The organism is Bifidobacterium mellis (assembly GCF_000967265.1).
GTDB lineage: Bacteria > Actinomycetota > Actinomycetes > Actinomycetales > Bifidobacteriaceae > Bombiscardovia > Bombiscardovia mellis.
Genome location: NZ_KQ033885.1, coordinates 1,224,503 through 1,248,433 on the forward strand (window position 1 = coordinate 1,224,503; position 23,931 = coordinate 1,248,433).

The following is a 23,931-nucleotide window of genomic DNA, read 5'->3' on the forward strand; positions in this document are numbered from 1 at the left end:
AACGCTCTGCTTCACCCCAGATGCTTTTGCCGGAGGTCAGCCAGATAAGCGGCACCCACGATACCGGCCTGGTTGCGCAGCTTGGCAGCCACAATGGGGGTCTTGATGTCGATGTGGGGCAGGAACTTCTCGCTCATCCTGCTGACTCCGCCACCGACAACGAAGAAGTCAGGGTTGAAGTAGTGCTCAAGCAAGCGGTAGTACTTGGTCAGACGATTGGCCCACTTCTTATAGCTCAGCTTCTTGCGGTCACGCACCGATGATGCTGCGTACTTCTCTGCGTCCTTGCCGTCCAGCGTCAGATGGCCCAGCTCGCTGTTGGGAATCAGAACGCCGTTATATATCAGTGCCGTGCCGATGCCAGTGCCCAGTGTGGTGGCGATGACCAGACCCTTCTGGCCCTTGGCAGCCCCGTACTGCACCTCGGCAAGCCCGGCCGCATCCGCGTCGTTGACAACGCTGACGGGTCTACCGCAGGCCTTGGAAAGAACCTCTTGGACATTAGTACCGACCCAGGCCTGGTCCAGGTTGGCCATGAAATCCAGCGGCTTGTCAGGCTTGACAGGGGCCGGGAAGGCGATGCCCACAGGCACATCCGACGGAACTTCAAAACGATCCAAGAGCTCCTTGACAACAGCCCCCACAGCCTCTGGCGTGGAATGTTCCGGAGTCAGAATTTTTTTGCGAGGCTCTGCAAAATCGCCGATCGTCAAGTCAACAGGGGCAGCCTTAATGCCGGATCCACCAATATCCACTCCGAAAGCCTGCGCTGTTTCAATCATTGCTGCTCCTTAGCTGATCAAAGATGAGGGTCCGAACCGGCACGGTAGCGATTGTACCCCAAGCCATGCCTCTGCAACTCGTAGGAGCGGCATGAGCCGGAAGAGGGTCAGGCTGTTTCGCTGGCACTGTGCTACAAACTGCAGGAAGAAGAATTGAGTGGAATAATAAGGCTATGACCGAACACACACAGCTCATTGATGCAGTTAACGTGCGCATCACTACCAGAGAATACGATCCTAAGCCTATCGATCCCGACCTCGCCAGACAGCTCGGCAGCACCTTGAACGCTCTGAATACGCTCAGCGGTCTGGACATGCAACTGGTCCTAGGCAAACCGGACGCCTTCGCGACCGACAACGCTTCCGGCCACCTGGCCAATGCGGCCAACTACCTTGCCCTGGTCGGACCCAAGGATGATCAGGAGAGCCTGGAAAAAGCCGGCTTTTATGGCGAGCGCATGGTTCTTGCCGCCACGCTGTATGGACTGGGGACAGGATGGGTGTCGGGCAGCTGGGACCGTCAGGCTGCCGAGCGCCACTGCCGGATCACCCCCAGCCAGTCGCTCTATCTGGTGGTCACCATCGGCTATCCGGCCGACCAGGTCGGCTACGGCAACCAGGACTTCGACAAGCTTTGCCAACGTCAGAGCGAGCATCGAACCTCCAAGAGTTATGAGGAGTTGACCTCAGCCATGAGCGCACAGGACCGCCAGGATGCACCGGAATGGTTCAAGGCCGGCGTGGCTGCCGCCGCCAAGGCTCCTTCGGCCATGAACGGACAGCCGGTGCTTTTCGCCTGGGACAAGGACACAGGCGATGCGATCGCCACCCTGGACCCCTCGGTTTCCTACAGGTCCGCAGTCGACCTGGGCATAGCCAAAATGAACTTCCAGATCGGGGCCGGGGGCGGCACATGGACCTGGGGCGATGGAGGCCGTTTCATCAGGTCCTGACCGTAGCGGTATCCCAGTGACCCGGCAAGGGGCCGTGTAGGGTGATGAACTATGAACAATGGAGCATCTTCATCACAATCCGTCGCCGAACCGAGCACTGAAGCGGGTTCGACAACCCTGTACCTGACCCGGCACGGCAGAACGACGGCCAACGTCATGCATCTGATGCAGGGCTGGTCCGATTTTCCCCTGACCAGGCAAGGTCGCGAGGATGTGCGTCAGTTCGGCCGGGGACTGCGACCCATTCGTTTCCGGGCAGCCTGGAGTAGCGATCTGAGCCGACAGTATGAAACGGCCCGCCTGGCCCTTGACATGTCCGGCAATGGTGACCTGCGGGTGGGGGTGGACCCCGATCTGCGCGAGGACAATTTCGGCAGTTTCGAGGGCCGGGACGAGCCCACCACTCTGAACCAGGTCTGCGCCGCCATGGGTTTCAAGGACTTTGCCGCGGCCAAGGCAACCTACGGCAGGGACATCCCCGTCCATATGCAGGACACTTTCCACCGGCTGGATACCCAGGACGTCCTGTCCGCCGGACTGGAGAAAGAGGACCGGGCTGAGACCACGGCCCAGGTCCGCGGCAGAATGATCGGCGCGCTGACGCGCATCGCCCGGTCTGCCATCGAAGAGGGAGGCGGACCTGTCCTGGTGGTCTCCTCGGGCATGTGCCTGCAACAGTTCCTGGTGGCCATCGACGACCACTGCCCCATTCCCGACATGGACAACACCGCAGTCACCAAGGTGATTTATGGGGATGACGGCTTCCGCCTGGCGGGCCCGGTCAGCTCCATGGAATACTTCCAGGCAGGCAGCCAGGACAAGTAGCAGGCAGAACGTTCAAGCGCGCCGCACTTCTCCGGCTGTTGGATTTTAGCGGTTTTATTGCCTTCCTGCTTGTCTTGAAAATGCACCAGCAGCAAGAGGGAATTGACCATTCCAAGGACCGCAGCTATATTGAAATCGTCAGTTTCAGGGAAGGTGAAAGTCCTTACTGGCGGTATCCGGCTGAATGCCGGGAGCCCGCGACCCGCGCAAGCGGTGGATATCGGTCAAAATCCGAAGCCAACGGTTACAGTCCGGATGGAAGAAACGAGGCCCTCTATGAGCATGCCCAATTCTCATTCGCACACCACTACAAACAAGGACACGCGCTTCAACGATGTCCACTCCACAGGTGCAGGTGGTTCAGGACGCTGGTCGACCAAGCGGATTGCAGTCTACGCGCTCTTCGTAGCCCTGGCCATGGTTCTGAGCTTCTTCTCCTTCCCGATCTTTCCTGCCGCACCCTGGCTCAAATATGACCCCTCGGGCATCGTCGTCCTGGTATGCGGCTTCGCCTTCGGCCCAGCGGCTGCCGCCATCATCTCCATCCTGGGATTCGTCCCGCACCTGTTCACCAACCCCTTCGGTGCTCTGATCTCGATGATCGTGGCCCTGGCTCTGAGCGTGCCGGCGGCCTTGGTCTACCGGAGGATGCACAGCCGTAAAGGAGCGGTCATCGGGATCGTCTCCGGCGCTGTTCTGGGCGTGATCGCAGCCATACTGTGCAACGTGGTGATCACCCCCTTCTACGCGCACATGTCCATGGCCAAGGTGATTGCCATGATCGTGCCGATCCTTCTGCCCTTCAACCTGATGAAGTTCGCCATCCACGGCGTGGTCACTTTCCTGATCTACAAGCCCATCTCCACGCTGATCAACAAGTAGGCCACGGCGGTTCGGAACGTCATGGCAGCATCCATGACCCAATCCACAGGCTCCGATTCAGCGGATTCGAAGGCAACCGTCGCCCGACTCAACCAGGTCTCTTTCTCCTATGACGAAGGCCAGACCTGGGCCCTGGACCATCTTTCCATGGAGGTGCATGCAGGCGAGCATCTATGCATCCTGGGAGCAAATGGTTCCGGCAAATCCACGCTGGGAAGCATCCTCTCGGGTGCGACGGCACCTGACCACGGCCAGGTCGAGCTTATGGGCCGAGCGGTCTGCTCCGACACCCCGGATCAGGGCCGACAGATCGACACTGAGGCCTACCGACAGGCACGGCGGAGCATCGGCATGGTCTTTCAGAGCCCTGAGGACCAGATCGTGACCACCGTCGTCCAGGACGACGTGGCTTTCGGACCCGAGAATCTGGGCATACCCCGCCAGAAGATGCTCTCCTGTGTGCCAGCGGCCCTGAAACAGGTCGACTTGCAGACGCGGATGAATGATGATCCCACCCGCATGTCGGGCGGACAGCAACAACGACTGGCCCTGGCCGGCGGCCTGGCCATGAATCCAGGCATGATGGTGCTGGACGAACCTGGTGCCATGCTCGACGCGGCCGGTCGACAGGAGATTCAATCAATCCTCTGCCGGCTGACGACCCAGGGCACGGCTGTCGTGCACATCACCCACCTGCTCGAACAGGCCAGACAGGCCGATCGGGTCCTGGTACTTGACCATGGGCGCATCGTGGCCTCCGGAAGTCCGAACCAGATCCTGAACAGGCAGGATCTGCCAGCCCTTGTCGGCGAACCTGACCCAAATCCGCTGACCCAAAGCAAGGTATCAGACACGGATGCGAAGACCCCGGTCGATGACCACGCTCTCCCCATGGTCAAGTTGTCTGATGTCTCTTACAGTTTTCCGGATTCCGGGAGCAAAGCCCTCAGCCAAGTGAATCTGGAGCTGGCGGCAGGACAGACCCTAGCCATCATCGGGCGCAATGGATCCGGCAAGTCCACCCTGGCCAGGCTCATCTGCGCCCTGGCCACCCCAGACAGCGGATCCATCCAGGTGGCCGGCCTGCCCCTGGCCGGGCCCGACCGGCCCAAGGCCAAGCATCTGCGACGACGGAATCTGAAGCTTCTGCGCCAAAGGGTCGGCTATGTCATGCAATACCCCGAACATCAGCTTTTTGCGGACACCGTTGCCCAGGACATCGCCTATGGTCCGCACAACCTGGGCTATGGGCCCGAACAGGTGCAGCAGCGGGTGGATGAGGCCATGAAGCTTCTGGGCATCAGTGACCTGGCCGACCGCTCCCCCTTCGACCTCTCGGGGGGTCAGCGGCGCCTGGTGGCCATCGCCGGCGTCGTGGCCTGCAGCCCGCAACTGCTGGTTTTGGACGAAGCCACCGCCAGTCTCGACCCCCAGGCCTGCGTACGAATTATGGCATTGCTTCGGGTGCTCCATCAGCGCGGCGTCACCATCGTCATGAGCACCCACGCCGATCGCGAGGCCCTGGACCTGGCCGACCAGACCCTGCTCCTGGAGCATGGAGAAACGCTAGCCTATGGGCCTACTGCCAAAGTCGTGGAGCGCTACCATCAGCTGCTCGCCACAGACGCAGCGGAGAAGGAGGCCGCTGGCAAAGAAACTTCAGGCAGGAAAGCGGATCGCACCCAAGCCGACCAGAAACCCTTATCCTTGCTGGCAAGGCTGGACCCGCGAGCCAAGCTGGTGACCTTCCTCCTAGCCATGTTCACCGCTTTCGCCATTTCCACGCCTGCGCAGCTTGTTCTGGCGCTGGTGGTTACTATCGGCCTCTTTGCCGCCGCCCGAGCCCCACTTCGTTCCATTATGAAATCAGTCAAGGGCTTTCTGATCCTCATGCTTCTACTGGCCGTATTCAATCTTCTGGTCACCCAGACCGGCCGTAGACTGGCTGCCTGGGGTCCATTCGTGCTGACCACCGGTGGCATCTGGGTGGCTGTGCTCTATGCCTGCCGCTTCATGCTGATCATCTTTCTGGGCGCGCTCCTAGTGGAGACCACCACCCCAACGCAGATGACCGATGCCTGTGAATCGCTGCTGAGTCCACTGTCCAGGCTGGGCATCCACACCAATGAGATAGCCCTGGTCCTCTCACTGGCTCTGCGCTTCATCCCCACACTGGGACGTGAGGTTCAGGCCATCGTGGAAGCCCAGTCAGCCCGTGGCGGATCCATCGAGTCCGGCTCGCTCTCGCAACGCCTGCATGCGGCCATAGCCATCACGGTTCCCGTCTTCGCCGGAGCTCTGCGCCACGCTGACAATCTGAGCCGGGCCTTGGATGCCCGATGCTATGAGGGCAGCCGTCAACAGCGCACCCACTACCGATTGCTGCAACTGGGCAGGATGGACATCCTGTTCATTGCTCTCATGGCCCTTTATCTGTTGGCCCTGCTGCTGCATCCCCTGTTCTGAGGGGTCCGGCTACGTCAAGCATTTAGGTTCCTTGTTCCTTCAAGGTCAACAAGGCCTTCTTCCACGCCTGGCCTGAGTTCTTCACCACGCAACTGCCTGAGTCGCCGGCCGTTTGGGGTAAACGAACCGTTATGCATGGAATGCTGACCTGGCAAACACTGATGTCAATTACCTGCCAATTCCATCGCTGCCTTAAGCCTGATATGAGAGAATGATCGAACCATTCGATGGACTCGCAAGCAAAAGCAAATGCCGAGCTCACACTGCCAATAGAAGCCATGGATTCCAAGTGACGTTTCAGAAACTGCATTACAGAGATCGACGCAAATCCCCGGCAGCACAGAATAAGAGGGGTTGGAGCACTGTAATGTGCCCCAACCCCTCTTCAGTCAGCTGCGTCGGGCCTCAACCCTTATCTCAGTCACTGGCAGGCGAACTCTGAGCGGACTGCTCAGAACCTTGACCATCCTGGCTCTGGCTGTCGGCCTCGCCTGCTGGCGGAACATCAGCGTCGGAAGAGCTCACCGAAGCTCCCACCAGTTCAGACTTCTGGTCCTGTTTATCAGCGGAGCTGGCCGCATGCCGGGGTCCCTCGAAGGGCTTTCCTGTGAAGGTGAACTCACCCAGGATGCCCTCGCCTTCGGCATCGACCTGGACGGACTCATTGTCCGTAAGGTCGCCCATGAGGATCTTCTCGGAGACGGCATCCTCGATATCCCGCTGGATGACACGGCGCAGGGGCCGGGCACCCAGGAGCGGATCGAAGCCCTTCTCGGCCAGCAGATCCTTGGCCTTGTCGGTCAAATCCAGGGACATGTGGCGCTCGAAGAGACGGTCGTTGAGCTGAGCGATGTCCAGATCGACAATCTGCCGGACCTGGGGCTCGGTCAGCTGCTGGAAGACGATGATGTCATCCAGGCGGTTCAGGAACTCGGGCCTGAACTGCTGCTTGAGCTCACTGGTCACCTGGTCCTTCATCCGCTGATAGGAGGTTTCGGTGTTGCCGCTCACGTTGAAGCCGGTGTTGGCCGCCTTGGCGATGTCACGGGTTCCCAGGTTGGTGGTCAGGATGATGATGGTGTTCTTGAAGTCCACCATGCGACCCTGCCCATCGGTCAGGTGGCCGTCGTCCAGCACCTGCAGAAGGGTGTTGAAGATGTCCGGATGAGCCTTCTCGATCTCGTCGAAGAGGACCACGGAGAACGGCTTGCGCCTGACCTTCTCGGTGAGCTCGCCGCCCTCTTCGTATCCCACGTACCCCGGAGGGGCACCGAAGAGACGAGAGGTGGAGTACTTTTCCGAGAACTCGGACATATCCACCCGAATCAGGGCATTCTCGTCGTCAAAGAGGAACTGGGCCAGAGCCTTGGCCAGCTCGGTCTTGCCCACGCCGGTGGGCCCGGCGAAGATGAATGAACCTGCGGGACGCTTGGGATCCTTGAGGCCCACACGGGTACGGCGGATGGAGCGGGACAGGGCGGAGACAGCCTCATCCTGGCCGATGATCCGCTTGTGCAGCTCCTTCTCCATGCCCAGGAGCTTCTTGGACTCGGCCTGGGTCAGCTTGAAGACCGGGATTCCGGTGGTCGAAGAGACCACCTCGGCGATCACATCCTCGTCGACAACCATCTTGACGTCGGATTCGCCCTCGTGCCAGGCCTGTTCCTTCTCCTTGCGCTCGGCCTCCAGCTTCTCCTGGCTGTCGCGCAGCTGAGCGGCCTTCTCGAAGTCCTGGTCCTTGATGGCCTGGTCCTTCTGGGCGGAGATGCGATCCACCTTGGCATCCAGCTCCTTGAGCTCCGGCGGGGCGGTCAGCCGCTTGATGCGCAGACGTGCGCCGGCCTCATCAATCAGGTCGATAGCCTTGTCAGGCAGGTTCCTGTCCTGAATGTAACGCGCAGAGAGCTCGGCCGCCGACTGCAGGGCCTTGTCAGTGATCGTGACGTGGTGGTGATGCTCGTAGCGGCCGCGCAGACCCTTGAGGATCTCGATGGTCTGGGCGATGGTGGGCTCGGAGACCTGGATGGGCTGGAAGCGCCGCTCCAGGGCCGCATCCTTCTCGATGTACTTACGGTACTCGTCGGTAGTGGTCGCTCCGATGGTCTGCAGCTCGCCGCGGGCCAGCAGGGGCTTGAGCATGTCAGAGGCACCGAGGGCCCCATCCGCCGAACCTGCGCCGACGATGGTGTGAATCTCATCGATGAAGAGAATTATGTCGCCGCGGGTCTTGATCTCCTTGAGCACCTTCTTCAGACGCTCCTCGAAGTCGCCCCGGTAGCGTGAACCGGCCACCATGGAGCCCAGATCCAGCGAGTAGACCTGCTTGCCCTTGAGGGTCTCGGGGACATCGCCGTTATGGATCTTCTGGGCCAGGCCCTCGACCACGGCGGTCTTGCCCACGCCGGGCTCACCGATCAGCACAGGGTTGTTCTTGGTCCTCCTGGAAAGGACGACCATGACCCGCTCGATCTCGTTGGCCCGGCCGATGACCGGGTCCAGCTTGCCCTCAGCGGCTTCCTGGGTCAGGTTCCTGCCGAACTGGTCCAGAATGGCCGAACCGGTCTGTCCGCCCTTGTTGGCAACGCCGCCGGCATTGGCAAGATCGCCCTTGCCGGCATCGCCACCCTCATGGTTGCCGCGAATCATGTCAATCGTGGCGGTCCGCAGATCGCCCAGGTCCACACCCATCTTGATCAGCACCTGGGTGCCGACGCCCTCACCCTCGCGGATGAGTCCCAGCAGAATGTGCTCAGTGCCAATGTAAGAGTGACCCAGCTGAAGCGCCTCGCGCAGCGACAGCTCAAGGACCTGACGGGCGTGCGGCGTGAATGGGATGTGCCCATTGGGAACCGCATTGCCCTTACCGATCATCTCCTCGACCTGCTTGCGGGTGGCATCCAGTTCCACGCCCTTGGAGGCCAGGGCCTTGGCGGCGACACCGTCACCCTCCCTGATCAGGCCCAGGAGGAGGTGCTCGGTGCCGATGTAATTGTGCTGCAGGGTGCGGGCCTCTTCCTGCGCCAGCACAATCACCCGCCGCGCACGGTCGGTAAACCGTTCGAACATACTTGTCCTTCCCTTTGATCCGTAATTCACTCTACAGATTTACGGTGACGTTTATTCTCGGCCCGCCGGTGATTGCGCTCTGAACGCAACGAGGCCTGGAATCAGTCCTCTGAGCCGTCTTCCGACTGCATCTGCTCCATGAGTTCCACCTCAGGACGCTCCTCCCGTGGCTTCTGCCTGACCACATCGATATGAAGATCGTCATAGGCCGGCTGGGACTGTACCCAGAGATGGGACTCCTCCTGGGGCTCGATCTCGGAATGCTCGCCGCAGCCGTGATCCAGGGAGACCACGCGCCCGTCGTCCGGGCTCCAACGGTTGGCACAGACGCCGAACATGGTACCCAGATCGCCTGCCAGGGGAATCATGAAGCCGCAGGTCTCGCAGACCTTGCCCTTGGCCGTCCGGGTCGACAGGGACTTGGGACCGTGCTGCCCCTCGTACCAGCGCTTGGCAGTGGCGGATCTGGCCTCAGGGGTCATCAGGTGCCGACGGGTCAGAGCGAAGCGATCGACGGCCTCGTCCAGGTCGTCGGAGGAGGTCTGTGCGCCGAAGGAAACCTGATCATCCGCTTCCTGCTCATGAACGTCTTTTTCGTCACCCGAGCGGTCCACCAGGCGGAAGACCGCACCGTCGGTCTGCTGATCAGAGCCGTCAGTCTCCGCCGAGGTTAATGCTTTCTGGCCTTCTTCATTGTCCCCTGGGGTCTGCTGTACTTCAGAATTCTGAGGCTTAGCCTGCACAGGCTTGTATCCGCCCGTCAGCCTGGGGTCGTCGGGGTCGGTTCCCATGGCATCGGTCACGCTCAGATCCGAGGGCAGCAGACGATCCTTCCAAGGAACCCATGCCGGGGGCTGCAGGGCCGCATCGGTGGGCACCAGAGAGGATTCATCCACAGTCCAGGTATCGGCATCCTCATCACGGTAAAGAGTGACCGACCACTGCCAGCCCTCATAGCCCTTGATGGCCGAGGCGAACCGGTAGTCCCAGACTCCATCCCCGATCAGGGTACGGCCGACCAGCGCACCGACCTCATCGCTGTCGGCAGCCACGCTCAGAGCCACCCGCCTGGCCAGTTCCTCAGGATCCAGGTCCTCTTGAACCATCTATCACACCTTCATCATCAGTGGGATCGGACAAGACCGATCCACGTCGGATTCTTCTCGCCGTCCACTCAGTCCGGCACGTCAAAGTCATCTGCCACAGCCCTCAGGAGGGTGGCCAGCTTGGCGGATTCGGCCCGACCCGGATAGTGGTGCCGACGCAGGCCATTGCCAGCCGAGTCCAGCAGCTTGATCAAATCCTCCACGATGGCGGCCATATCGTCCGGATCGGGTCGCTTGGCGCGCAGAATGGAGGGGGTCGGCCCCACCAGCTTCAGATCCAGGGCCTGGGGGCCCTTGCGGCCCTCAGCCACCGAGAACTCCACCCGGGATCCCTTGCGTATGGTGGATACACCAGCGGGCAGGGCTGATGAGGGCAGGAAGACATCCCCACCTTGTTCATCCGTGATGAACCCGAACCCCCGCTTGGCGTCGTACCACCGTACTCTCCCGCTGGGCATGCTCTGCCACTTCCTTACGTTGCTTCTTGAACAGGTATATCCGAAATCAGTTTACCTGAACAGGACGGGCAGGACGACCCATCTTGTCATAGGCGTACGGGGCGGTTGGTGGCAGGATTGGCCTAACCCTCAGCTCCCCCCTGATCCCGCCTGACGCCCTGGGGTATGACGATGGTGAAGGTCAAACCGCCTCCCGGGGTCGGAGAGGCGCAGATGAACCCCTGATGAGCCTTGACAATGGACTGGACGATAGCTAGGCCCAGCCCCGTGCCGCCCTTCTCCCGAGCCCTGGACGGATCGGCTGTGTAGAAGCGCTCGAAGAGCCTGGACCTGGATTCCTCCGGGACACCTGGCCCGTGGTCGACCACCCGGATGATGGCGTAGTCAGTGCCCACATGGCTGTTCTCCGCCACCTGGATCGCCTCGGTCAGGTGTCCCAGAGAGGATTCGGTGGCCTCCAGCCTGGTCAGATCCGCTGGAGCAATGGTCGCCTTGACCAGGCCCAATCCCACTTGAACCGGCGAATCAGACGGAGTGTAGCGGTGGATATTGCCCACGATATTGGTGATCACCTGACGCAGGCGGCTGGGGTCGCCAGTCACCTGTACCGGGGGCAGGGGGCCCTCCTGAATGTCCAGGCTGACGGATGGACCCAGGTGCCCGCCCACCGTGATTTTCTCCTTGCTGCGTGCCTTGAGGCCCGGCAGACCCTTGTTGGCTGCGACCGGGACCTCCTGGGGGGCTGGCTGATCCTCGGTGTGCAGGCAAACCTTTCCCGTAGCCACTTCTCTTCCCAGATCCAGGGCATGCAGGTCGTCCACCCCGTCTCGAACCAGTCCAGTCAGATCGACTGACAGGGTCGGGTCAATCCCCCTGCCCTCATCCAGGCGTGCAAGCGAGAGCAGATCCGTGACCAGGACCGTCATCCTGGTGGAAGAGTCCTCGATGTGCTGGATGGACTTGTCGGCACGCTCAAGAGCCCCTGGATAGTCGCGCTGCATCCTGTAAAGCTCTGCATAGCCGTGGATGGCTGCCAGTGGGGTACGCAGCTCATGGCTGGCATCCGAAACGAACTGTTTCATCTTTTCAGTGGTCTGGCGCTGCTCCTCGAAGGAATGCTCGATTCGCGCCAGCATGGCATTGAGGGATGCCGCCAGGGAGCCCACCTCGGTATTCTCCGGGAAGCTGGGAATGCGTTGGGAAAGGTCGCCGGCCGCTATCTTTGCAGCGGTCTTCTCGATGCGTTTGAGGGGAACCAGGGTGGACTGGATCAGCAGGACCGAGATGACTCCGCCCAAAAGAACCACCACGACGGAAATGATCATGCAGAAAGCCGTCAGATCATGCACAGCCTCGTCCTGGTCGCTCATGGACAGGCCGATGAAGAGCACGCCGCTGATTTCGGAATCGTCCAGTTCGTTGCGCAGCTTCCACTGCATGGCCACAACACGCCAGGAGGCCCGGGCCCGCTTCATGGTGTCCCGGTCGGGCGAGGCCTGCTTGGAGATGCGCACGTAGGCCGGTACCGTGGTCGGCTGGCCCAGGGGTATCGAGCCCAGGCTGCCGTCGGTTGGAAGGCGCGGGCGGGAGATGACCCCGTTGACCTGCATGGGGTTCAGATCGTCCGAAATGATGTGCAGGTCGTTGTCGCGGATCTGCAGGAAGTAGTCGGTTGGGCCCAGGCCGTTCTTGCTCAGATCCTCCTGGCGAAGAAGGGTGGCGTTGCGAATTCCCAGGTTGGCCTGGCGGATCAATTGCGTGTCCGTACGCTTCATCAGATAGTCGTCGGCCATCTGGCAGATGGCTACGGAGACGCCCACCGTGCCCACGATGAGCAGGATGAGCATGCTGGCCACAAGTTTGGTACTTAGGGGAATGGCAGCCAGAGGCGACCTGGGCAAAGAGCGACCCCTCGGCTTGCCGGAGCCGGCTGCCTTGCCGGAGTCCGAACCCATGAAGGATCCGGACCTTTCAGCCGCCCTCGGGTCGGGAGCGGCCGACGGTTCTGTCTTGGGGGCCGGATCCTGGCGACTAGTCGCCATCGCCGCCGTCCGATGCGTTCTGCCTGGGTGCCCGGATCATGTAGCCGATGCCCCGCTTGGTCTCGATCAGCGGTGTGACCTTGTGCTCCCCGCCGTGTCCGTCGCTGACGGTGATGCCATCCACTTTCTTGCGCAGGTAGGAGATGTAGGATTCCACAATGGCTGCATCGCCGCCCCAGTCGTATTGCCAGACGTGGTCCAGGATCTGGGCCTTGCTGAGCACACGACCCTCGTTGTCCATCAGGTAGCGCAGCAGCTTGTATTCGGTCGGGCTCAGGTCGATGGGTCGGCCGGCCCTGGTGACGTCGTGGGAATCCTCGTTGATCTCCAGATCGCCCACGCGGATGATCGGGTCGTCCTCCTGGTGCTCGCGGGTCCTGCGCAGTATGGCCTTGATCCTGGCCACGACCTCCTCCAGGCTGAAAGGCTTGGTCACATAATCGTCGCCGCCTACGGTCAACCCCATGACCTTGTCCTGGGTGTCGTCCCTGGCGGTCAGGAAGAGCACCGGCGCATCGATTCCCTCCTGACGGATGCGGGAGGTGACCGTGAACCCATCGATGTCAGGCAGCATGACATCCAAGACAATCAGATCAGGCTGGACGCGCTCGATAACCTGAATGGCCTCGGAGCCGGATGCCGCGGTCTCGACAGCAAAGCCTGCGAAGTGCAGGGAGGCCACCAGCAGATCCCTGATGGACGGTTCGTCGTCGACCACGACCAGTTGTGCTTGCGTCGGTTTGCTCATGACTTCAGCTTGCCGCCTCTTTCTGGGTATTGTCTGAAAGTTCGCTGATCGTCTCTGTCGGACGTGATTTCTTCTTCGCAAGGCTGGACTTGCGATGATGAGCCCCGGCTCGGCTGCTGCGACGCCACCAGATCACAACGACCACGGCCAGAATGACCAGGACCACAGCCGTCGCCGAAAGAGCGATGATCATGATTCGGTGATGTCGTTGGTTTTGGTTCAGGGTCTCCACCTGGGTCATCATGGCCTTGGCCGAGCCCACCCAGTCAGGGTTCCGACCCTTGGTGACCGGCTCCAGAGCAGCCTGTGAGAGCTGGTCCACGCTGGTTTGATCCTTGAGCCAGGCCTGCGAGTTGCTGGAGACCGCCACGACCAATTTGCCGTCCTGGGAGGCCACGGCCAGCATGACTGTGTCGTGGGCGGGCTTCATCGATTCGAGCACCCGGGATGCCCAGGTCTCCGGCTTGACGCCCTCATAGAAATGCGGCAGGTAGAGCAGTCGGACCGATACTCCGGTTTGCTCTGCAGTCTCCTTGATTGCATCCTTGACGGAGCCCACATCAGAACCCAGCAGATTCTGCGGATCGGTGATTGTATCGGTCATGGTTCCGGCCCCGGTCTGAGGTTCATCGGCAAAAGCACTGGTCGGTCCAAGAGCGCCGACCGCCAAAACCATCAAAAGCAGAAGAGACAGAACCCGCCTCACTGTCGAAAGACGGAACAGACCCGTCTTGTGGAGGGGAACTCGTTCGACCACATGGGTCCGTGGACGGGGCAACTGCGTGAACACTGTCATAGTGTCCACAGTAGCGGTTGACGGCCTTGGACTCCCCCACCATCACCGCCATTCACGGAAAGGACAACCATGACACGGTTCCAAGTTGATTCGGATCAGATACAGACTGCCTCCGGCGCGGTCAGCGGCTCGATAGGGGCCATCAGAGATGCCGTGGCGGGAATGTACACCAATCTGGACAATCTGCAAAGCGTCTGGCAGGGTTCGGCAGCCAGCCAATTCGCCACAGTGGCCCAGCAGTGGCGTGCCTCGCAGGCCCAGATGGAGCAGGCGCTTGAAGGCATCCAGGCGGCCCTGACACAGGCCTCGGCTCTCTATGCAGACACCGAGGCCCAGGCCACCCGCCTCTTCGCCGGAGCCTGAACGCCTGGATGATGAGGCAGCTCAAAGCCATACAACCACAGGGTATTCATGACGTATCGGATCCAGACCTGACAGGCACATGGAAAGGCAGAACATAACAGAGACAGGGGCCTGCGCACCATTGTCCGGTGCGCAGGCCCCTGTCTTTGGCAATCACCCGGTTCAGCCGAAATTCCGGCCGAACCTCAAGGGATCAGTAGCCCATGTCGCCCTGAGGCTGAGCGGCAGCAGGTGCCGGAGGCTCGGGCTTGTTGGCCACGACAGCCTCGGTGGTCAGGAAGAGCCCGGCGATGGAGGCAGCGTTCTGCAGGGCGGAACGGGTCACCTTGACGGGGTCGGCCACGCCGGCCTCCAGCAGGTCCTGGTACTCGTTGTTGGCTGCGTTGAAGCCCTGGCCGGCAGGCAGCGAGCGGACCTTGTTGATGACCACGTCACCGGAGACGCCGCTGTTCTCGGCAATCTGCTTGATCGGGGCCTCGATGGCGCGGAAGACGATGGAGGCGCCGGTGGATTCGTCGCCATCCAGCTTGACATCCTTCTCGGCCTTGGCAGCGGCCTGAACCAGAGCCACGCCGCCTCCGGGCAGCAGACCCTCTTCGATGGCGGCCTTGGCGTTACGGACAGCATCCTCGATGCGGTGCTTGCGCTCCTTGGCCTCGACCTCAGTGGCTGCGCCGACCTTGATGACGGCCACGCCGCCTGCCAGCTTGGCCAGCCGCTCCTGCAGCTTCTCGCGGTCGTAGTCGGAATCGGTGTTCTCGATCTCGGTGCGGATCTGGCCCACGCGGGCGGAGACCTCGTCCTTGGAACCGCCACCGGAGACGATGGTGGTCTCGTCCTTGGAGACGATGACCTTCTTGGCGGTGCCCAGCACGCTCATGTCGATGGAGTCCAGCTTGAGACCAAGCTCATCGGAGACAACCTGTGCGCCGGTCAGAATGGCCATATCCTGCAGCATGGCCTTGCGGCGGTCTCCAAAGCCAGGAGCCTTGACGGCGCAGGAGTTGAAGGTGCCGCGAATCTTGTTGAGGATCAGGGTGGGCAGCGCCTCGCCGTCCACATCCTCGGCCACGATCAGCAGGGGCTTGCCGGTCTTCATGACCAGCTCGGCGATGTGGACCACGTCCTGCTGGCTGGAGACCTTGCCCGAGGTCAGCAGGATGTAGGGATCATCCAGAACAGCGGTCTGGTCGTCGTTGTTGGTGACGAAGTAGGGAGCGATGTAGCCCTTGTCGAAGCGCATGCCCTCGGTGAACTCCAGGTCCAGTCCGAAGCGGTTGTTGTCCTCGACGGTGACCACACCATCCTGGCCGACCTTGTCCAGAGCCTCGGCAATCTCATTGCCGATCTCAGGGTCGCCTGCGGAGATGGTGGCGGTGGCAGCGATCTGGTCCTTGGTCTCGACTTCCTTGGACTGGGCCACGAGCTCCTTGACGATAGCGTCGGCAGCCTTCTCGATGCCGCGGCGCAGGGCGATCGGGTTGGACCCGGCAGCCACGTTCTTCAGACCCTCATGCACCAGGGCCTGGGCCAGCACGGTGGCGGTGGTGGTGCCGTCTCCGGCGACGTCGTCGGTCTTCTTGGCGACTTCCTTGACCAGCTCGGCGCCGATGCGCTCGTAGGGATCCTCCAGGTCGATCTCCTTGGCGATGGAGACGCCATCGTTGGTGATGGTCGGGGCGCCATAGGACTTATCCAGCACCACATTGCGACCCTTGGGGCCCAGAGTGACCTTAACTGTATCGGCCAGCTTGTCCAGGCCGGCAAGCATGCCCTGACGAGCTTCCTCGTCATACTCGATGATTTTTGCCATTGTTGCTTCCTCCGTCATGGCTTGAGGTTTCATGACCCACTGTCGGCGTGGAACGGAACCCGACCGTCAGCTGTCGCGTTATCACTCCCGCACCTCGAGTGCTAATTCAGCAGATTAGCACTCGATGAGGCCGAGTGCCAACCCGAAGTGAAAATACGCTGCAGGCTGTATGTCATATTTGCCCAGAAATATCGGTCGCACCGACAAACAATCCGCACCCTGTGCAGTCCTGGCTCAGATCTGGCTATAGGCAACGTGCCATAAAAAAGGACCCCGGAATGACCGGGGTCCCCATGACGAATACAGAAGACGACAATCAGAGCTTGGTGACCTTGGTTGCCTGCAGACCCTTGGGGCCCTGCTCCACCTGATATTCGACCTTATCTCCCTCATCAAGGGTCTTGAAGCCATCGGACTGAATGGCCGAGTAGTGCACGAACACGTCCTCGCCGCCATCGTCGGGATTGATGAATCCGTAACCCTTGCCAGCGCTGAAGAATTTCACAGTGCCTTGTGCCATAACTAACTTCCTTAACATAGGTGCCGCGTCACAACAGATACGAGACTGACCGCATCTGCCTGGTCGGCAAGGTCAGTTTAGGCCTATTTATGGGGCAATTGCAAAACGCCGAGCCGAAATTCCGAATGTTTTGCCGTGGTATTTCTTCCACTCTCCGGTTGGCCGAACTTCACTGCATGAGGATGGCTTCAACCGGAGTCGTGGTCACGGAGGACTGCTCCACCTGGGCAATACCCAACACGTTGGCCACCTCTTGGGCTGTGGCCTTGTCGGCCTCGTCACGGTAGCGGACCATGCTTACGCCAGGCAGGGCACCTTGCGGGTTGGATGCCGTGACCGCAGTGTACCCGGCATTGACCAGAACCTGGCGCTTCTTGCCGGCATACCCGGTGACCCTGGTTCCATTGATGACGGTTACCCGCGTGCCCCGGTTGACCACAGGAGCCGGGCTGCTGCTGGAAGCGCTCGCTGAAGGCGACTGGGAGGAGGGCTCAGAAGTTTGTTCCTGGGAGGCTTGATCGGTAGCGGTCGCGCTGCTTGAAGCCGAAGAGGAGGCTGAACGCTTCGGCAGATGGCTGCTGATGACCCTGGAGGCTTCAGTGTGCGTCTGTTGCCAGGGCAGGGAGCCGCTGACCGCAGCCCATACGCCCAGACCGCACAGCACCGCCAAGACAACCACCAGCAGGTAGGGCAGGACCCTGACCGACAGGGAACGGGGCCCGCGATGCACGCCGACCGGCCCCTTGGGAGGGTTGTCGAACGCATCATGAACCTGAGGGCGCGCCTGCGTCCCATTGTCGCGCGTGCTAGCCATGAACTCTCCTCTGCTCCACCGGATCATGAACCATTATAAGTAATGCGTCGCCGGGTCAACATTCAACCGGCCATTCGACGTCCTCCGCCAACCCTGGAATGGCCGAGGCAGCCCTGACCGGCCCATAACGCCAAGCGATATAGTGACCTTATGAACAGCAGCCAGCCAATTGCCGCAACCTCCCCTGATCCGACGAACCGAACCGGTACCAATCCTCCGACCATAGCAGGAGGCCAGGGCCGAACCCAGCGCAAACCTTTGAGCGCCCTGGTGGACCCCGGCTGGGCCCGCGCTCTGGCACCAGTCGAACCCAACATCCACCGGATGGGCGACTTCCTCAGGAGCGAGCTGGCCCAGGGCCATCGCTATCTGCCTGCCAGCAAAAACATTCTGCGCGCCTTTACCATCCCCTTCGACTCCATCAAGGTCCTGATCGTGGGTCAGGATCCCTATCCAACGCCCGGCCATCCGGTGGGCCTGAGCTTCTGCGTGGACCCCGCTGTCAACCCCATCCCCGGCTCCCTGCGGAACATCTACGCCGAGCTGAGCGCCGACCTGGGCCTTCCCACACCCTCCAACGGCGATCTGACGCCTTGGACCAGGCGAGGGGTCATGCTGCTCAACCGCTGCCTGACCGTGCGGGTGGGCAAGCCGGCCAGCCACCGGAACAAGGGCTGGGAGGAGATTACCGACGCCGCCATCCGGGCTCTGAACGACAGACGCGACCAGGAGGGCAAAATCCGTCCCCTGGTGGCCATTCTTTGGGGACGACAGGCCCAGAGCTTGGAGCCCCTGCTGACCAACGCGGCCATCATCAAATCCCCGCATCCCAGCCCCTTGTCGGCCCGGTACGGCTTCTTCGGTTCCCGTCCGTTCTCCAAGGCCAACCAAGCGCTGGAGGCCATGGGCGCCGAGCCGGTGGACTGGTCGCTGACCTGAGTCCTGCTGGCTGAGTCGTCAGGAAATGCCATTACCATGTCTGCTATGGCATTATTCCCACCTCGACCCAGTCAGTCCCCATCTGTTCAGCCCAGTCAGGACCGGCAGGTTCCGCCGATCAGCCAGGACGACCTGCAACGTTGCCGTCAGTTGGCCGACCGCATCCGGACCCGCTTTTCAAGGACCCTGGTAGGGCAGGAAAACCTGCGCGAGGCACTGATCCTGACGCTGGTGGCCTCCGGACACATCCTGATCGAATCCGTTCCCGGACTGGCCAAGACCACTGCCGCCCAGACCCTGGCCACTTCGGTCTCCGGCAGCTTCAAACGGATCCAGTGCACACCCGACCTGATGCCCTCGGATCTGGTAGGCACCCAGGTCTACGACTTCTCCACCCAACGATTCTCCACACAGCTGGGCCCCATCCACGCCAACTTCGTCCTCCTGGACGAGATCAACCGCTCCAACGCCAAGACCCAGTCGGCCATGCTGGAAGCCATGGCCGAGGGCGCCACCACCATCGGCGGCGAGCGCATAGCCCTGCCCAGGCCCTTCATGGTGATCGCCACCCAGAACCCCATCGAGGAGGAGGGCACGTACAACCTGCCCGAGGCCCAGATGGACCGGTTCATGCTCAAGGCCGTCATGACCTATCCTGATGCCGACCAGGAGACCCGGATGCTGCAGATGCTGACCAGCCGCGGCACCGATATGCCCGGCAAGGACGATCGGGATGCGCTGACCATCGCCGATGTGGACTTCCTGAGGCGGAAGGCCCGGCAGGTCCACGTGGCACAGCCCATCATGCGATATGCAGTCGATCTGGCAGCCACCAGCAGGGGGGCCGGATCGCGGCCCATCCAAGGGCTGGCCGAGCAGGTGAGGCTGGGAGCCAGTCCACGCGCCTCCATCGCCCTGGTGCGCATCGGCCAGGCCAGAGCCCTGCTGACAGGCAGGGATTACGTCATTCCCGAGGATCTGAAGGACTGGGCCCATTCGGTGCTCCGCCACCGGATCCTGCTGACCTTCGAGGCCCAGGCCGACGGCATCAGCAGCGATGATGTCATCAACCAGATCGTCGACACGGTGCCGGTGCCATGAGCCGTCGACGCTCGGATCGCGACCCGGTCCGCAGGCGGATCGAGTCCTTGGATACCAGCCTGCGCCTTCCCACGGTGCGCCGGGCCCTGGGCCTGTTGGAGGGCGAGCATTCCTCCGGCCGTCGAGGCGGCGGAGACGAGCGTGCCGACCTGCGCGCCTATGAGTTCGGAGACGAAACCCGCATGATCGACTGGCACGCCAGCGCGCGGGTGGGTCGGCCTATGGTTGTCGAGCGCGAGCGCCTGGTCACCAGCAGGGTCTGGCTGCTGCTGGACATCGGCCGTGAGATGTCAGGAACATGCCCTGATGGGGAGCAGGCCATCCAGGTGGCGGCCAACGCCCTGTGCATGTTCGCCTCCCTCTGCCTGCGCCGCAGTGATGAGGTGGACCTGGTCCTGGTCGATTCAACCGCCATCCGCCGCATACCCTGCCAGGGCGGCTTCGCCCGTTTCGAGCAGACCCTGGACCGGGCTCTGGAGTCACCGCCGGATCAGCCACGCAACCTTGAGGCCCTGCTGGGTTACGCCGCCGGCATCCAGGACCGACAGGCCATGCTGGTCATCGCCACCGACCAGTCGGCCTTGAACCTTGACCTGATGCCGACCATCCGCCAGCTGGCCACCACCCACCCCGTGAATCTCATCGGTGTGGAGACCATGAACCCCCTGCGCCAGCAGCCCGCTGTGGGCTCGGTAACGGATGCGCCCAGCGGACGGAAGATCCCGGCATTCCTGCGCACTGCGAACGGAACAAAGGCTGTGGACCTGCACAGGCGCTATCAAATTGAAGCCTTTGGCCGGGAACTGTCCAGAATCGGAGCCTCGCTGATCCGTGCCGACTCCAGCACAGCCATGTTCAACAGGTTCATCCACCTGCTTTCAGCCGGCCGACCGGGCATCCCCATGCGACGGACGGTGATGGCGGCATGAACGCTGTCGCCCTTATTCGTCTTGCGTCAGGTCATGGCCGGATCAAGGTCATGCCCACCATGACCCAGCCCACCTGGTTGCTGACCCTGACGACGACCGCCATCATTCTGACCCTGGCTCTGGCCGCAGCGGCCGTTCTCCTGCCCAGGTTCCGCCGTCAGCAAGAGGAGGGTCCGGCCCAGGTGAGCTCCGACTCCCGCGATGCATGGCGGCAACGGATTGATCAGGTGGTGGCCCGGTACGACAACGGCGAGCTGGACCGCGACCAGGCCATGACGGCACTGGCCACCATCGCTCGTGGATTCGCCTCCCGCTCCTGGAACAGCGACATGAAATCCAAGACTCTGGCCGAAATCCAGGCCCAGCCCCGTACGCCGGGCACCCGGAAGGGCCTGGACCTGCTTCGGCAGACCATAGATGCCCTCTACCCGCCTGAATTCGCCCTTCCCCGAGACAGCGCAGGAACCGACGCCACGGTGAATCAGGCGGCCGACTGGGTACGGGACTTGATTGAACGGTGGCCGCGATGAGCATGGGCAATCTGTCCTGGAGATGGCCCTGGCTGCCTGTTCTGGCCCTGGTCCTGGCCCTGGCGTTCAGCCTGCTGGCCTACCGTAAGGCGCGTCGTGGCAGGTCTGATCAGGAACCGGGAGCCCGGGTCTGGACCTTGAACAGCGACCTGGACACCGAGGAGGGGCATGAAGCCCTGCGGCGCTGGCGGCGATTGAACCGTTGCGCCGCAGCCCTGCTCTCTCTGGCCTTGTTGATGGTTCTGAGCCTGGCTGCAAGGCCCGCCCGGGTCGATCGGACGTTGGAGCAGGGCCATAACCGCGATATTGTCCTATGCCTGGATGTGTCCGGCTCCACCCTGCCCTACGACCGGCAGGTGATCGCCTCCTACCTTGATCTGGTCCGCAACTTCCAGGGCGAACGCATGGCTCTGAGCATATTCAACTCCACCTCGCGCACCGTCTTCCCCCTGACCGATGACTACGACATGATCACCGCCGAATTGAGCAAGGCGCGGCGGATCCTGGACGGGGTGCAGTCCCAGGACCGCATCGATGCCATGAGCGGGCGACAGTACCAGGACATCAGCGACTGGCTGGAGGGCACACAGAACCGCCGGGACACCACCTCACTGATCGGCGACGGGCTGGTGGGCTGCGCTGCGCTCCTGCCGCAATTCGCCCCCAAGGACCAGAGCAAACCGGCAAAGGCCGGCCAACGATCGAGCTCCCTGGTCCTGGCCACCGATAACGTGGTCTCCGGCAAACCCACTTACACCCTGGAGGAGGCGCTCAAGCTGACCTCGGCCGCAGGAATCGCCGTGGACGGCCTCTATTCGGGACCGGACCAGGGTACCGAGGATGAGAGCACCAAGCAGATGCAGCGGCTGATCGAGGCCCGTGGCGGCATCTTCCTTAGACGGCAGGACGGGAACTCCATCAACGCACTGGTCCGCCAAATTGAGCATCGGCACGGAGCCGACCCCCGCCAGCAGGAGCAGTCCAGCCTGGTGGATGCACCCGGCTGGTGGACCTTGGCCCTGGCCCTGGCACTGTCGGGTTATCTGCTCCTGGCCTGGAGGCTGAAGCGATGAACATACTCAAATCCCTGACCTTTGAGCCTGCCCTGGGCTGGGTGGCCGGCGGCCTTCTGGCGGGTCTGCTGCTGCTCCTGGCCCTTGCGCTGGTCATCCATGGACTGCACAAGGGCCGGGATACCGATGCCGATCGCTGGGCCCTGACCCGACGCACCGCCATGGTCCTGATTCTGGCCCTCATGGTCCTGACCCCAAGCACGGTCAGCAAAACCACCAATAAAGCCGTCAACGCCACTGATGTCTTCATTGCAGTTGACGTGACCGGTTCCATGGCTGTCAAGGATGCCGGATATGGCGACCAGGAAGGAATCAGCCGACTGGAGGCGGCCCGGGCGGCCGCCCACGACCTGACACGCATCTACCCGGATGCCTCCTTCTCAGCCCTGAGCTTCGGCGCCTCAGCCAGCGTCGATCTGCCTTTGACTCCCGACGTGCGGGCTGTGGACAATTGGGCCAGGGGGCTGGCTACGGAGCCCACATCCAGGTCCGCCGGCTCCAGCCTGGATGCTCCGCTGGATCGCCTGAGTCTGGTCATGAAGCAGACCAGGGATCGGCATCCCGACGACCGAATCCTGCTCTACCTGATCAGCGACGGCGAACAGACCGGACCGGATGAACGACGATCCTTCAGCGTGCTCAGGGAGGGATTGGACGATGCCTTCGTGCTGGGAACCGGCTCGGCCAAGGGCGGCATGGTGCCCATGAGCTCGGATGTCGCTGGCAGTGATGCCGACGGCTGGGTGACGGACCCCAAGACCGGCCAGCCTGGCATCTCCTCCATGGACCCGAAAACCCTCAAGGCCATGGCCGACGAGATGAGCGGCCACTACCAGGCCCTGGCCAAGGGGGCCACCGTACGCGAGGGAGCTACGGCGACGGCTTCCAAGCGCTACCGGGTTACCAGGGTCGACCAGGTCCGCCAGCATGTCACTCCGCTGGTCTGGCCGCTGGCACTGGTGGAACTGGCCCTGATCCTGATTGAGGCGGGGCTGTGGGTCCATACTTCAAGGAGACTGCTATGAGTAGGAAGTCCCAGCAGAGAGCAAGGAGCGGGGGCCGCCTGCGAGTGCGCCTGATTTTGGCTGGCTTGGCCTTGGTCGCAGCCCTGGCCGGGGCCTGGGGCCTGATCAACGTCAAAGCCATCGCCACCTATAACGAAGGCACGCACACGCTGAGCACCAACGTTCGACAGGCCCAAAACCCCCAGGCCGATCCAGCATCCATCAAGGCCCTGCAGGACCAGGCCGAGCGCCTCTTCGCCCAGGTCGAACGGCCGGGACCCCTGATTCTGCCACAGACCAGACAGGCTGCCCAGGCCAACCGCGCTGCCAACGCTGCGCTGACCAGCCGCACGGAGCATCTGCTCAAGAAGCAGAAGGCCGATAAGGCCCAGGACGGAAATAACGGATCCGGCAAGGGCTCCTCCTCAGGGCTGACCAAGCAGCAGGAGGCCGAGGTGGAGGATCTGCTCAAGCGCAATCAGCAACAGAGTGAACCGTCTACCTCCCCCACGCCGACAGGCAAGGCGGGCGACAACAAGGGTCAAGGGAAGAACGTCAAGCCTTGGTGACCGGCCCACACAACCTTTCGCGTGAGTCACTCCACCACCCTCTTCCCCAACAAATCGATCCCCATGCAGACGAACGTCCCATGACTATCAGACCGACAGAATTAGCGGTAAATCCGTCCACAGCCAGATGAATCGGACCTCATTCGACCACA

General features: G+C 61.9%; 21 protein-coding genes, 1 pseudogene and 1 riboswitch. Of the genes and pseudogenes, 12 read left to right on the plus strand and 10 right to left on the minus strand.

Annotated elements, in window-relative coordinates; genetic code table 11:
- Positions 1 to 11: 11 nt before the first annotated feature.
- Complete coding sequence (ppgK, locus tag JF70_RS05220; RefSeq protein WP_029678405.1) at positions 12 to 782, minus strand: polyphosphate--glucose phosphotransferase; 771 nt, start codon at positions 780 to 782, stop codon at positions 12 to 14.
- 173 nt (positions 783 to 955) lie between these two features.
- On the opposite strand from ppgK, the gene JF70_RS05225 reads away from it, so the two are divergent.
- The 4 genes from JF70_RS05225 (at position 956) to JF70_RS05240 (ending at position 5,908) form a co-directional block, all read left to right on the plus strand.
- Positions 956 to 1,735: a nitroreductase family protein gene (locus JF70_RS05225; protein WP_045935533.1), complete on the plus strand. Its 780-nt coding sequence runs from the start codon at positions 956 to 958 to the stop codon at positions 1,733 to 1,735.
- 51 nt (positions 1,736 to 1,786) lie between these two features.
- Positions 1,787 to 2,560, plus strand: coding sequence for a histidine phosphatase family protein (locus JF70_RS05230; RefSeq protein ID WP_082069414.1), 774 nt, complete (start codon positions 1,787 to 1,789; stop codon positions 2,558 to 2,560).
- Between the two features lie 136 nt (positions 2,561 to 2,696).
- Positions 2,697 to 2,831, plus strand: a riboswitch (FMN riboswitch).
- A gap of 5 nt (positions 2,832 to 2,836) precedes the next feature.
- Positions 2,837 to 3,442 carry an ECF transporter S component gene (locus JF70_RS05235; protein ID WP_015022098.1) on the plus strand — a complete coding sequence of 202 codons (606 nt, stop codon included), beginning with the start codon at positions 2,837 to 2,839 and terminating at the stop codon, positions 3,440 to 3,442.
- Positions 3,443 to 3,463: 21 nt separating this feature from the next.
- Positions 3,464 to 5,908, plus strand: a complete 2,445-nt coding sequence (locus JF70_RS05240) for an energy-coupling factor transporter ATPase (RefSeq protein ID WP_231578863.1) — start codon at positions 3,464 to 3,466, stop codon at positions 5,906 to 5,908.
- A gap of 417 nt (positions 5,909 to 6,325) precedes the next feature.
- Here the strand turns inward: JF70_RS05240 and JF70_RS05245 are convergent, their stop codons facing one another.
- From JF70_RS05245 to JF70_RS05270, 6 genes and pseudogenes are all read right to left on the minus strand, one after another.
- Positions 6,326 to 8,974, minus strand: a complete 2,649-nt coding sequence (locus tag JF70_RS05245; protein ID WP_045935535.1) for an ATP-dependent Clp protease ATP-binding subunit — start codon at positions 8,972 to 8,974, stop codon at positions 6,326 to 6,328.
- 131 nt (positions 8,975 to 9,105) lie between these two features.
- Positions 9,106 to 10,080: pseudogene (locus JF70_RS05250) on the minus strand (DUF3027 domain-containing protein); the annotation flags it as partial.
- Positions 10,081 to 10,148: 68 nt separating this feature from the next.
- Positions 10,149 to 10,538, minus strand: a complete 390-nt coding sequence (locus tag JF70_RS05255; RefSeq protein WP_015022102.1) for a cold-shock protein — start codon at positions 10,536 to 10,538, stop codon at positions 10,149 to 10,151.
- A gap of 122 nt (positions 10,539 to 10,660) precedes the next feature.
- Positions 10,661 to 12,580: a sensor histidine kinase gene (locus tag JF70_RS09230; protein WP_052690762.1), complete on the minus strand. Its 1,920-nt coding sequence runs from the start codon at positions 12,578 to 12,580 to the stop codon at positions 10,661 to 10,663.
- Positions 12,570 to 13,328, minus strand: a complete 759-nt coding sequence (locus JF70_RS05265; RefSeq protein ID WP_029678575.1) for a response regulator transcription factor — start codon at positions 13,326 to 13,328, stop codon at positions 12,570 to 12,572. The genes JF70_RS09230 and JF70_RS05265 overlap by 11 nt, the downstream gene beginning before the upstream one ends.
- A 4-nt stretch (positions 13,329 to 13,332) precedes the next feature.
- Positions 13,333 to 14,004, minus strand: coding sequence for a TPM domain-containing protein (locus tag JF70_RS05270; RefSeq protein ID WP_052690763.1), 672 nt, complete (start codon positions 14,002 to 14,004; stop codon positions 13,333 to 13,335).
- A gap of 189 nt (positions 14,005 to 14,193) precedes the next feature.
- Between JF70_RS05270 and JF70_RS05275 the strand changes: the two genes are divergently transcribed.
- Positions 14,194 to 14,487, plus strand: a complete 294-nt coding sequence (locus JF70_RS05275) for a WXG100 family type VII secretion target (RefSeq protein ID WP_015022106.1) — start codon at positions 14,194 to 14,196, stop codon at positions 14,485 to 14,487.
- A 193-nt stretch (positions 14,488 to 14,680) separates the two neighbouring features.
- On the opposite strand, the gene groL is transcribed toward JF70_RS05275, so the two are convergent.
- The 3 genes from groL to JF70_RS05290 form a co-directional block, all read right to left on the minus strand.
- Positions 14,681 to 16,300: a chaperonin GroEL gene (gene groL, locus JF70_RS05280; RefSeq protein ID WP_015022107.1), complete on the minus strand. Its 1,620-nt coding sequence runs from the start codon at positions 16,298 to 16,300 to the stop codon at positions 14,681 to 14,683.
- Between the two features lie 316 nt (positions 16,301 to 16,616).
- On the minus strand, positions 16,617 to 16,820 hold the full coding sequence (locus JF70_RS05285) for a cold-shock protein (RefSeq protein WP_015022108.1): 204 nt from the start codon (positions 16,818 to 16,820) through the stop codon (positions 16,617 to 16,619).
- A 169-nt stretch (positions 16,821 to 16,989) separates the two neighbouring features.
- On the minus strand, positions 16,990 to 17,634 hold the full coding sequence (locus JF70_RS05290) for a LytR C-terminal domain-containing protein (RefSeq protein WP_045935538.1): 645 nt from the start codon (positions 17,632 to 17,634) through the stop codon (positions 16,990 to 16,992).
- Positions 17,635 to 17,784: 150 nt separating this feature from the next.
- Between JF70_RS05290 and JF70_RS05295 the strand changes: the two genes are divergently transcribed.
- Genes JF70_RS05295 through JF70_RS05325 form a run of 7 tightly spaced genes read left to right on the plus strand, consistent with a single transcriptional unit; the run spans position 17,785 to position 23,779 of the window.
- Positions 17,785 to 18,573, plus strand: coding sequence for a uracil-DNA glycosylase (locus JF70_RS05295; RefSeq protein ID WP_231578864.1), 789 nt, complete (start codon positions 17,785 to 17,787; stop codon positions 18,571 to 18,573).
- A gap of 45 nt (positions 18,574 to 18,618) precedes the next feature.
- The gene (locus JF70_RS05300) at positions 18,619 to 19,674 is read left to right on the plus strand and encodes an AAA family ATPase (protein WP_045935539.1); all 1,056 of its coding nucleotides are present in this window, start codon (positions 18,619 to 18,621) and stop codon (positions 19,672 to 19,674) included.
- Positions 19,671 to 20,603, plus strand: a complete 933-nt coding sequence (locus JF70_RS05305) for a DUF58 domain-containing protein (protein ID WP_045935540.1) — start codon at positions 19,671 to 19,673, stop codon at positions 20,601 to 20,603. Before JF70_RS05300 ends, JF70_RS05305 begins: the two co-directional genes overlap by 4 nt.
- Entirely contained in the window at positions 20,600 to 21,133 is a 534-nt protein-coding gene (locus JF70_RS05310) for a hypothetical protein (RefSeq protein WP_052690764.1), read from the plus strand. Before JF70_RS05305 ends, JF70_RS05310 begins: the two co-directional genes overlap by 4 nt.
- Positions 21,130 to 22,206 (plus strand): vWA domain-containing protein, encoded by a 1,077-nt coding sequence (locus tag JF70_RS05315; RefSeq protein WP_045935541.1) that lies wholly within the window; start codon positions 21,130 to 21,132, stop codon positions 22,204 to 22,206. The genes JF70_RS05310 and JF70_RS05315 overlap by 4 nt, the downstream gene beginning before the upstream one ends.
- Positions 22,203 to 23,231 carry a vWA domain-containing protein gene (locus JF70_RS05320; RefSeq protein WP_045935542.1) on the plus strand — a complete coding sequence of 343 codons (1,029 nt, stop codon included), beginning with the start codon at positions 22,203 to 22,205 and terminating at the stop codon, positions 23,229 to 23,231. Before JF70_RS05315 ends, JF70_RS05320 begins: the two co-directional genes overlap by 4 nt.
- The gene (locus JF70_RS05325; protein WP_156149608.1) at positions 23,228 to 23,779 is read left to right on the plus strand and encodes a DUF6466 family protein; all 552 of its coding nucleotides are present in this window, start codon (positions 23,228 to 23,230) and stop codon (positions 23,777 to 23,779) included. Before JF70_RS05320 ends, JF70_RS05325 begins: the two co-directional genes overlap by 4 nt.
- Positions 23,780 to 23,931: the final 152 nt, after the last annotated feature.

Bases quoted from the DNA above. Each gene is read 5' to 3' on its own strand.
- ppgK (WP_029678405.1), bottom strand. From the start codon at position 782: ATGATTGAAACAGCGCAGGCTTTCGGAGTGGATATTGGTGGATCCGGC.
- JF70_RS05225 (WP_045935533.1), top strand. From the start codon at position 956: ATGACCGAACACACACAGCTCATTGATGCAGTTAACGTGCGCATCACT.
- JF70_RS05230 (WP_082069414.1), top strand. From the start codon at position 1,787: ATGAACAATGGAGCATCTTCATCACAATCCGTCGCCGAACCGAGCACT.
- JF70_RS05235 (WP_015022098.1), top strand. From the start codon at position 2,837: ATGAGCATGCCCAATTCTCATTCGCACACCACTACAAACAAGGACACG.
- JF70_RS05240 (WP_231578863.1), top strand. From the start codon at position 3,464: ATGGCAGCATCCATGACCCAATCCACAGGCTCCGATTCAGCGGATTCG.
- JF70_RS05245 (WP_045935535.1), bottom strand. From the start codon at position 8,974: ATGTTCGAACGGTTTACCGACCGTGCGCGGCGGGTGATTGTGCTGGCG.
- JF70_RS05255 (WP_015022102.1), bottom strand. From the start codon at position 10,538: ATGCCCAGCGGGAGAGTACGGTGGTACGACGCCAAGCGGGGGTTCGGG.
- JF70_RS09230 (WP_052690762.1), bottom strand. From the start codon at position 12,580: ATGGCGACTAGTCGCCAGGATCCGGCCCCCAAGACAGAACCGTCGGCC.
- JF70_RS05265 (WP_029678575.1), bottom strand. From the start codon at position 13,328: ATGAGCAAACCGACGCAAGCACAACTGGTCGTGGTCGACGACGAACCG.
- JF70_RS05270 (WP_052690763.1), bottom strand. From the start codon at position 14,004: ATGGTTTTGGCGGTCGGCGCTCTTGGACCGACCAGTGCTTTTGCCGAT.
- JF70_RS05275 (WP_015022106.1), top strand. From the start codon at position 14,194: ATGACACGGTTCCAAGTTGATTCGGATCAGATACAGACTGCCTCCGGC.
- groL (WP_015022107.1), bottom strand. From the start codon at position 16,300: ATGGCAAAAATCATCGAGTATGACGAGGAAGCTCGTCAGGGCATGCTT.
- JF70_RS05285 (WP_015022108.1), bottom strand. From the start codon at position 16,820: ATGGCACAAGGCACTGTGAAATTCTTCAGCGCTGGCAAGGGTTACGGA.
- JF70_RS05290 (WP_045935538.1), bottom strand. From the start codon at position 17,634: ATGGCTAGCACGCGCGACAATGGGACGCAGGCGCGCCCTCAGGTTCAT.
- JF70_RS05295 (WP_231578864.1), top strand. From the start codon at position 17,785: ATGAACAGCAGCCAGCCAATTGCCGCAACCTCCCCTGATCCGACGAAC.
- JF70_RS05300 (WP_045935539.1), top strand. From the start codon at position 18,619: ATGGCATTATTCCCACCTCGACCCAGTCAGTCCCCATCTGTTCAGCCC.
- JF70_RS05305 (WP_045935540.1), top strand. From the start codon at position 19,671: ATGAGCCGTCGACGCTCGGATCGCGACCCGGTCCGCAGGCGGATCGAG.
- JF70_RS05310 (WP_052690764.1), top strand. From the start codon at position 20,600: ATGAACGCTGTCGCCCTTATTCGTCTTGCGTCAGGTCATGGCCGGATC.
- JF70_RS05315 (WP_045935541.1), top strand. From the start codon at position 21,130: ATGAGCATGGGCAATCTGTCCTGGAGATGGCCCTGGCTGCCTGTTCTG.
- JF70_RS05320 (WP_045935542.1), top strand. From the start codon at position 22,203: ATGAACATACTCAAATCCCTGACCTTTGAGCCTGCCCTGGGCTGGGTG.
- JF70_RS05325 (WP_156149608.1), top strand. From the start codon at position 23,228: ATGAGTAGGAAGTCCCAGCAGAGAGCAAGGAGCGGGGGCCGCCTGCGA.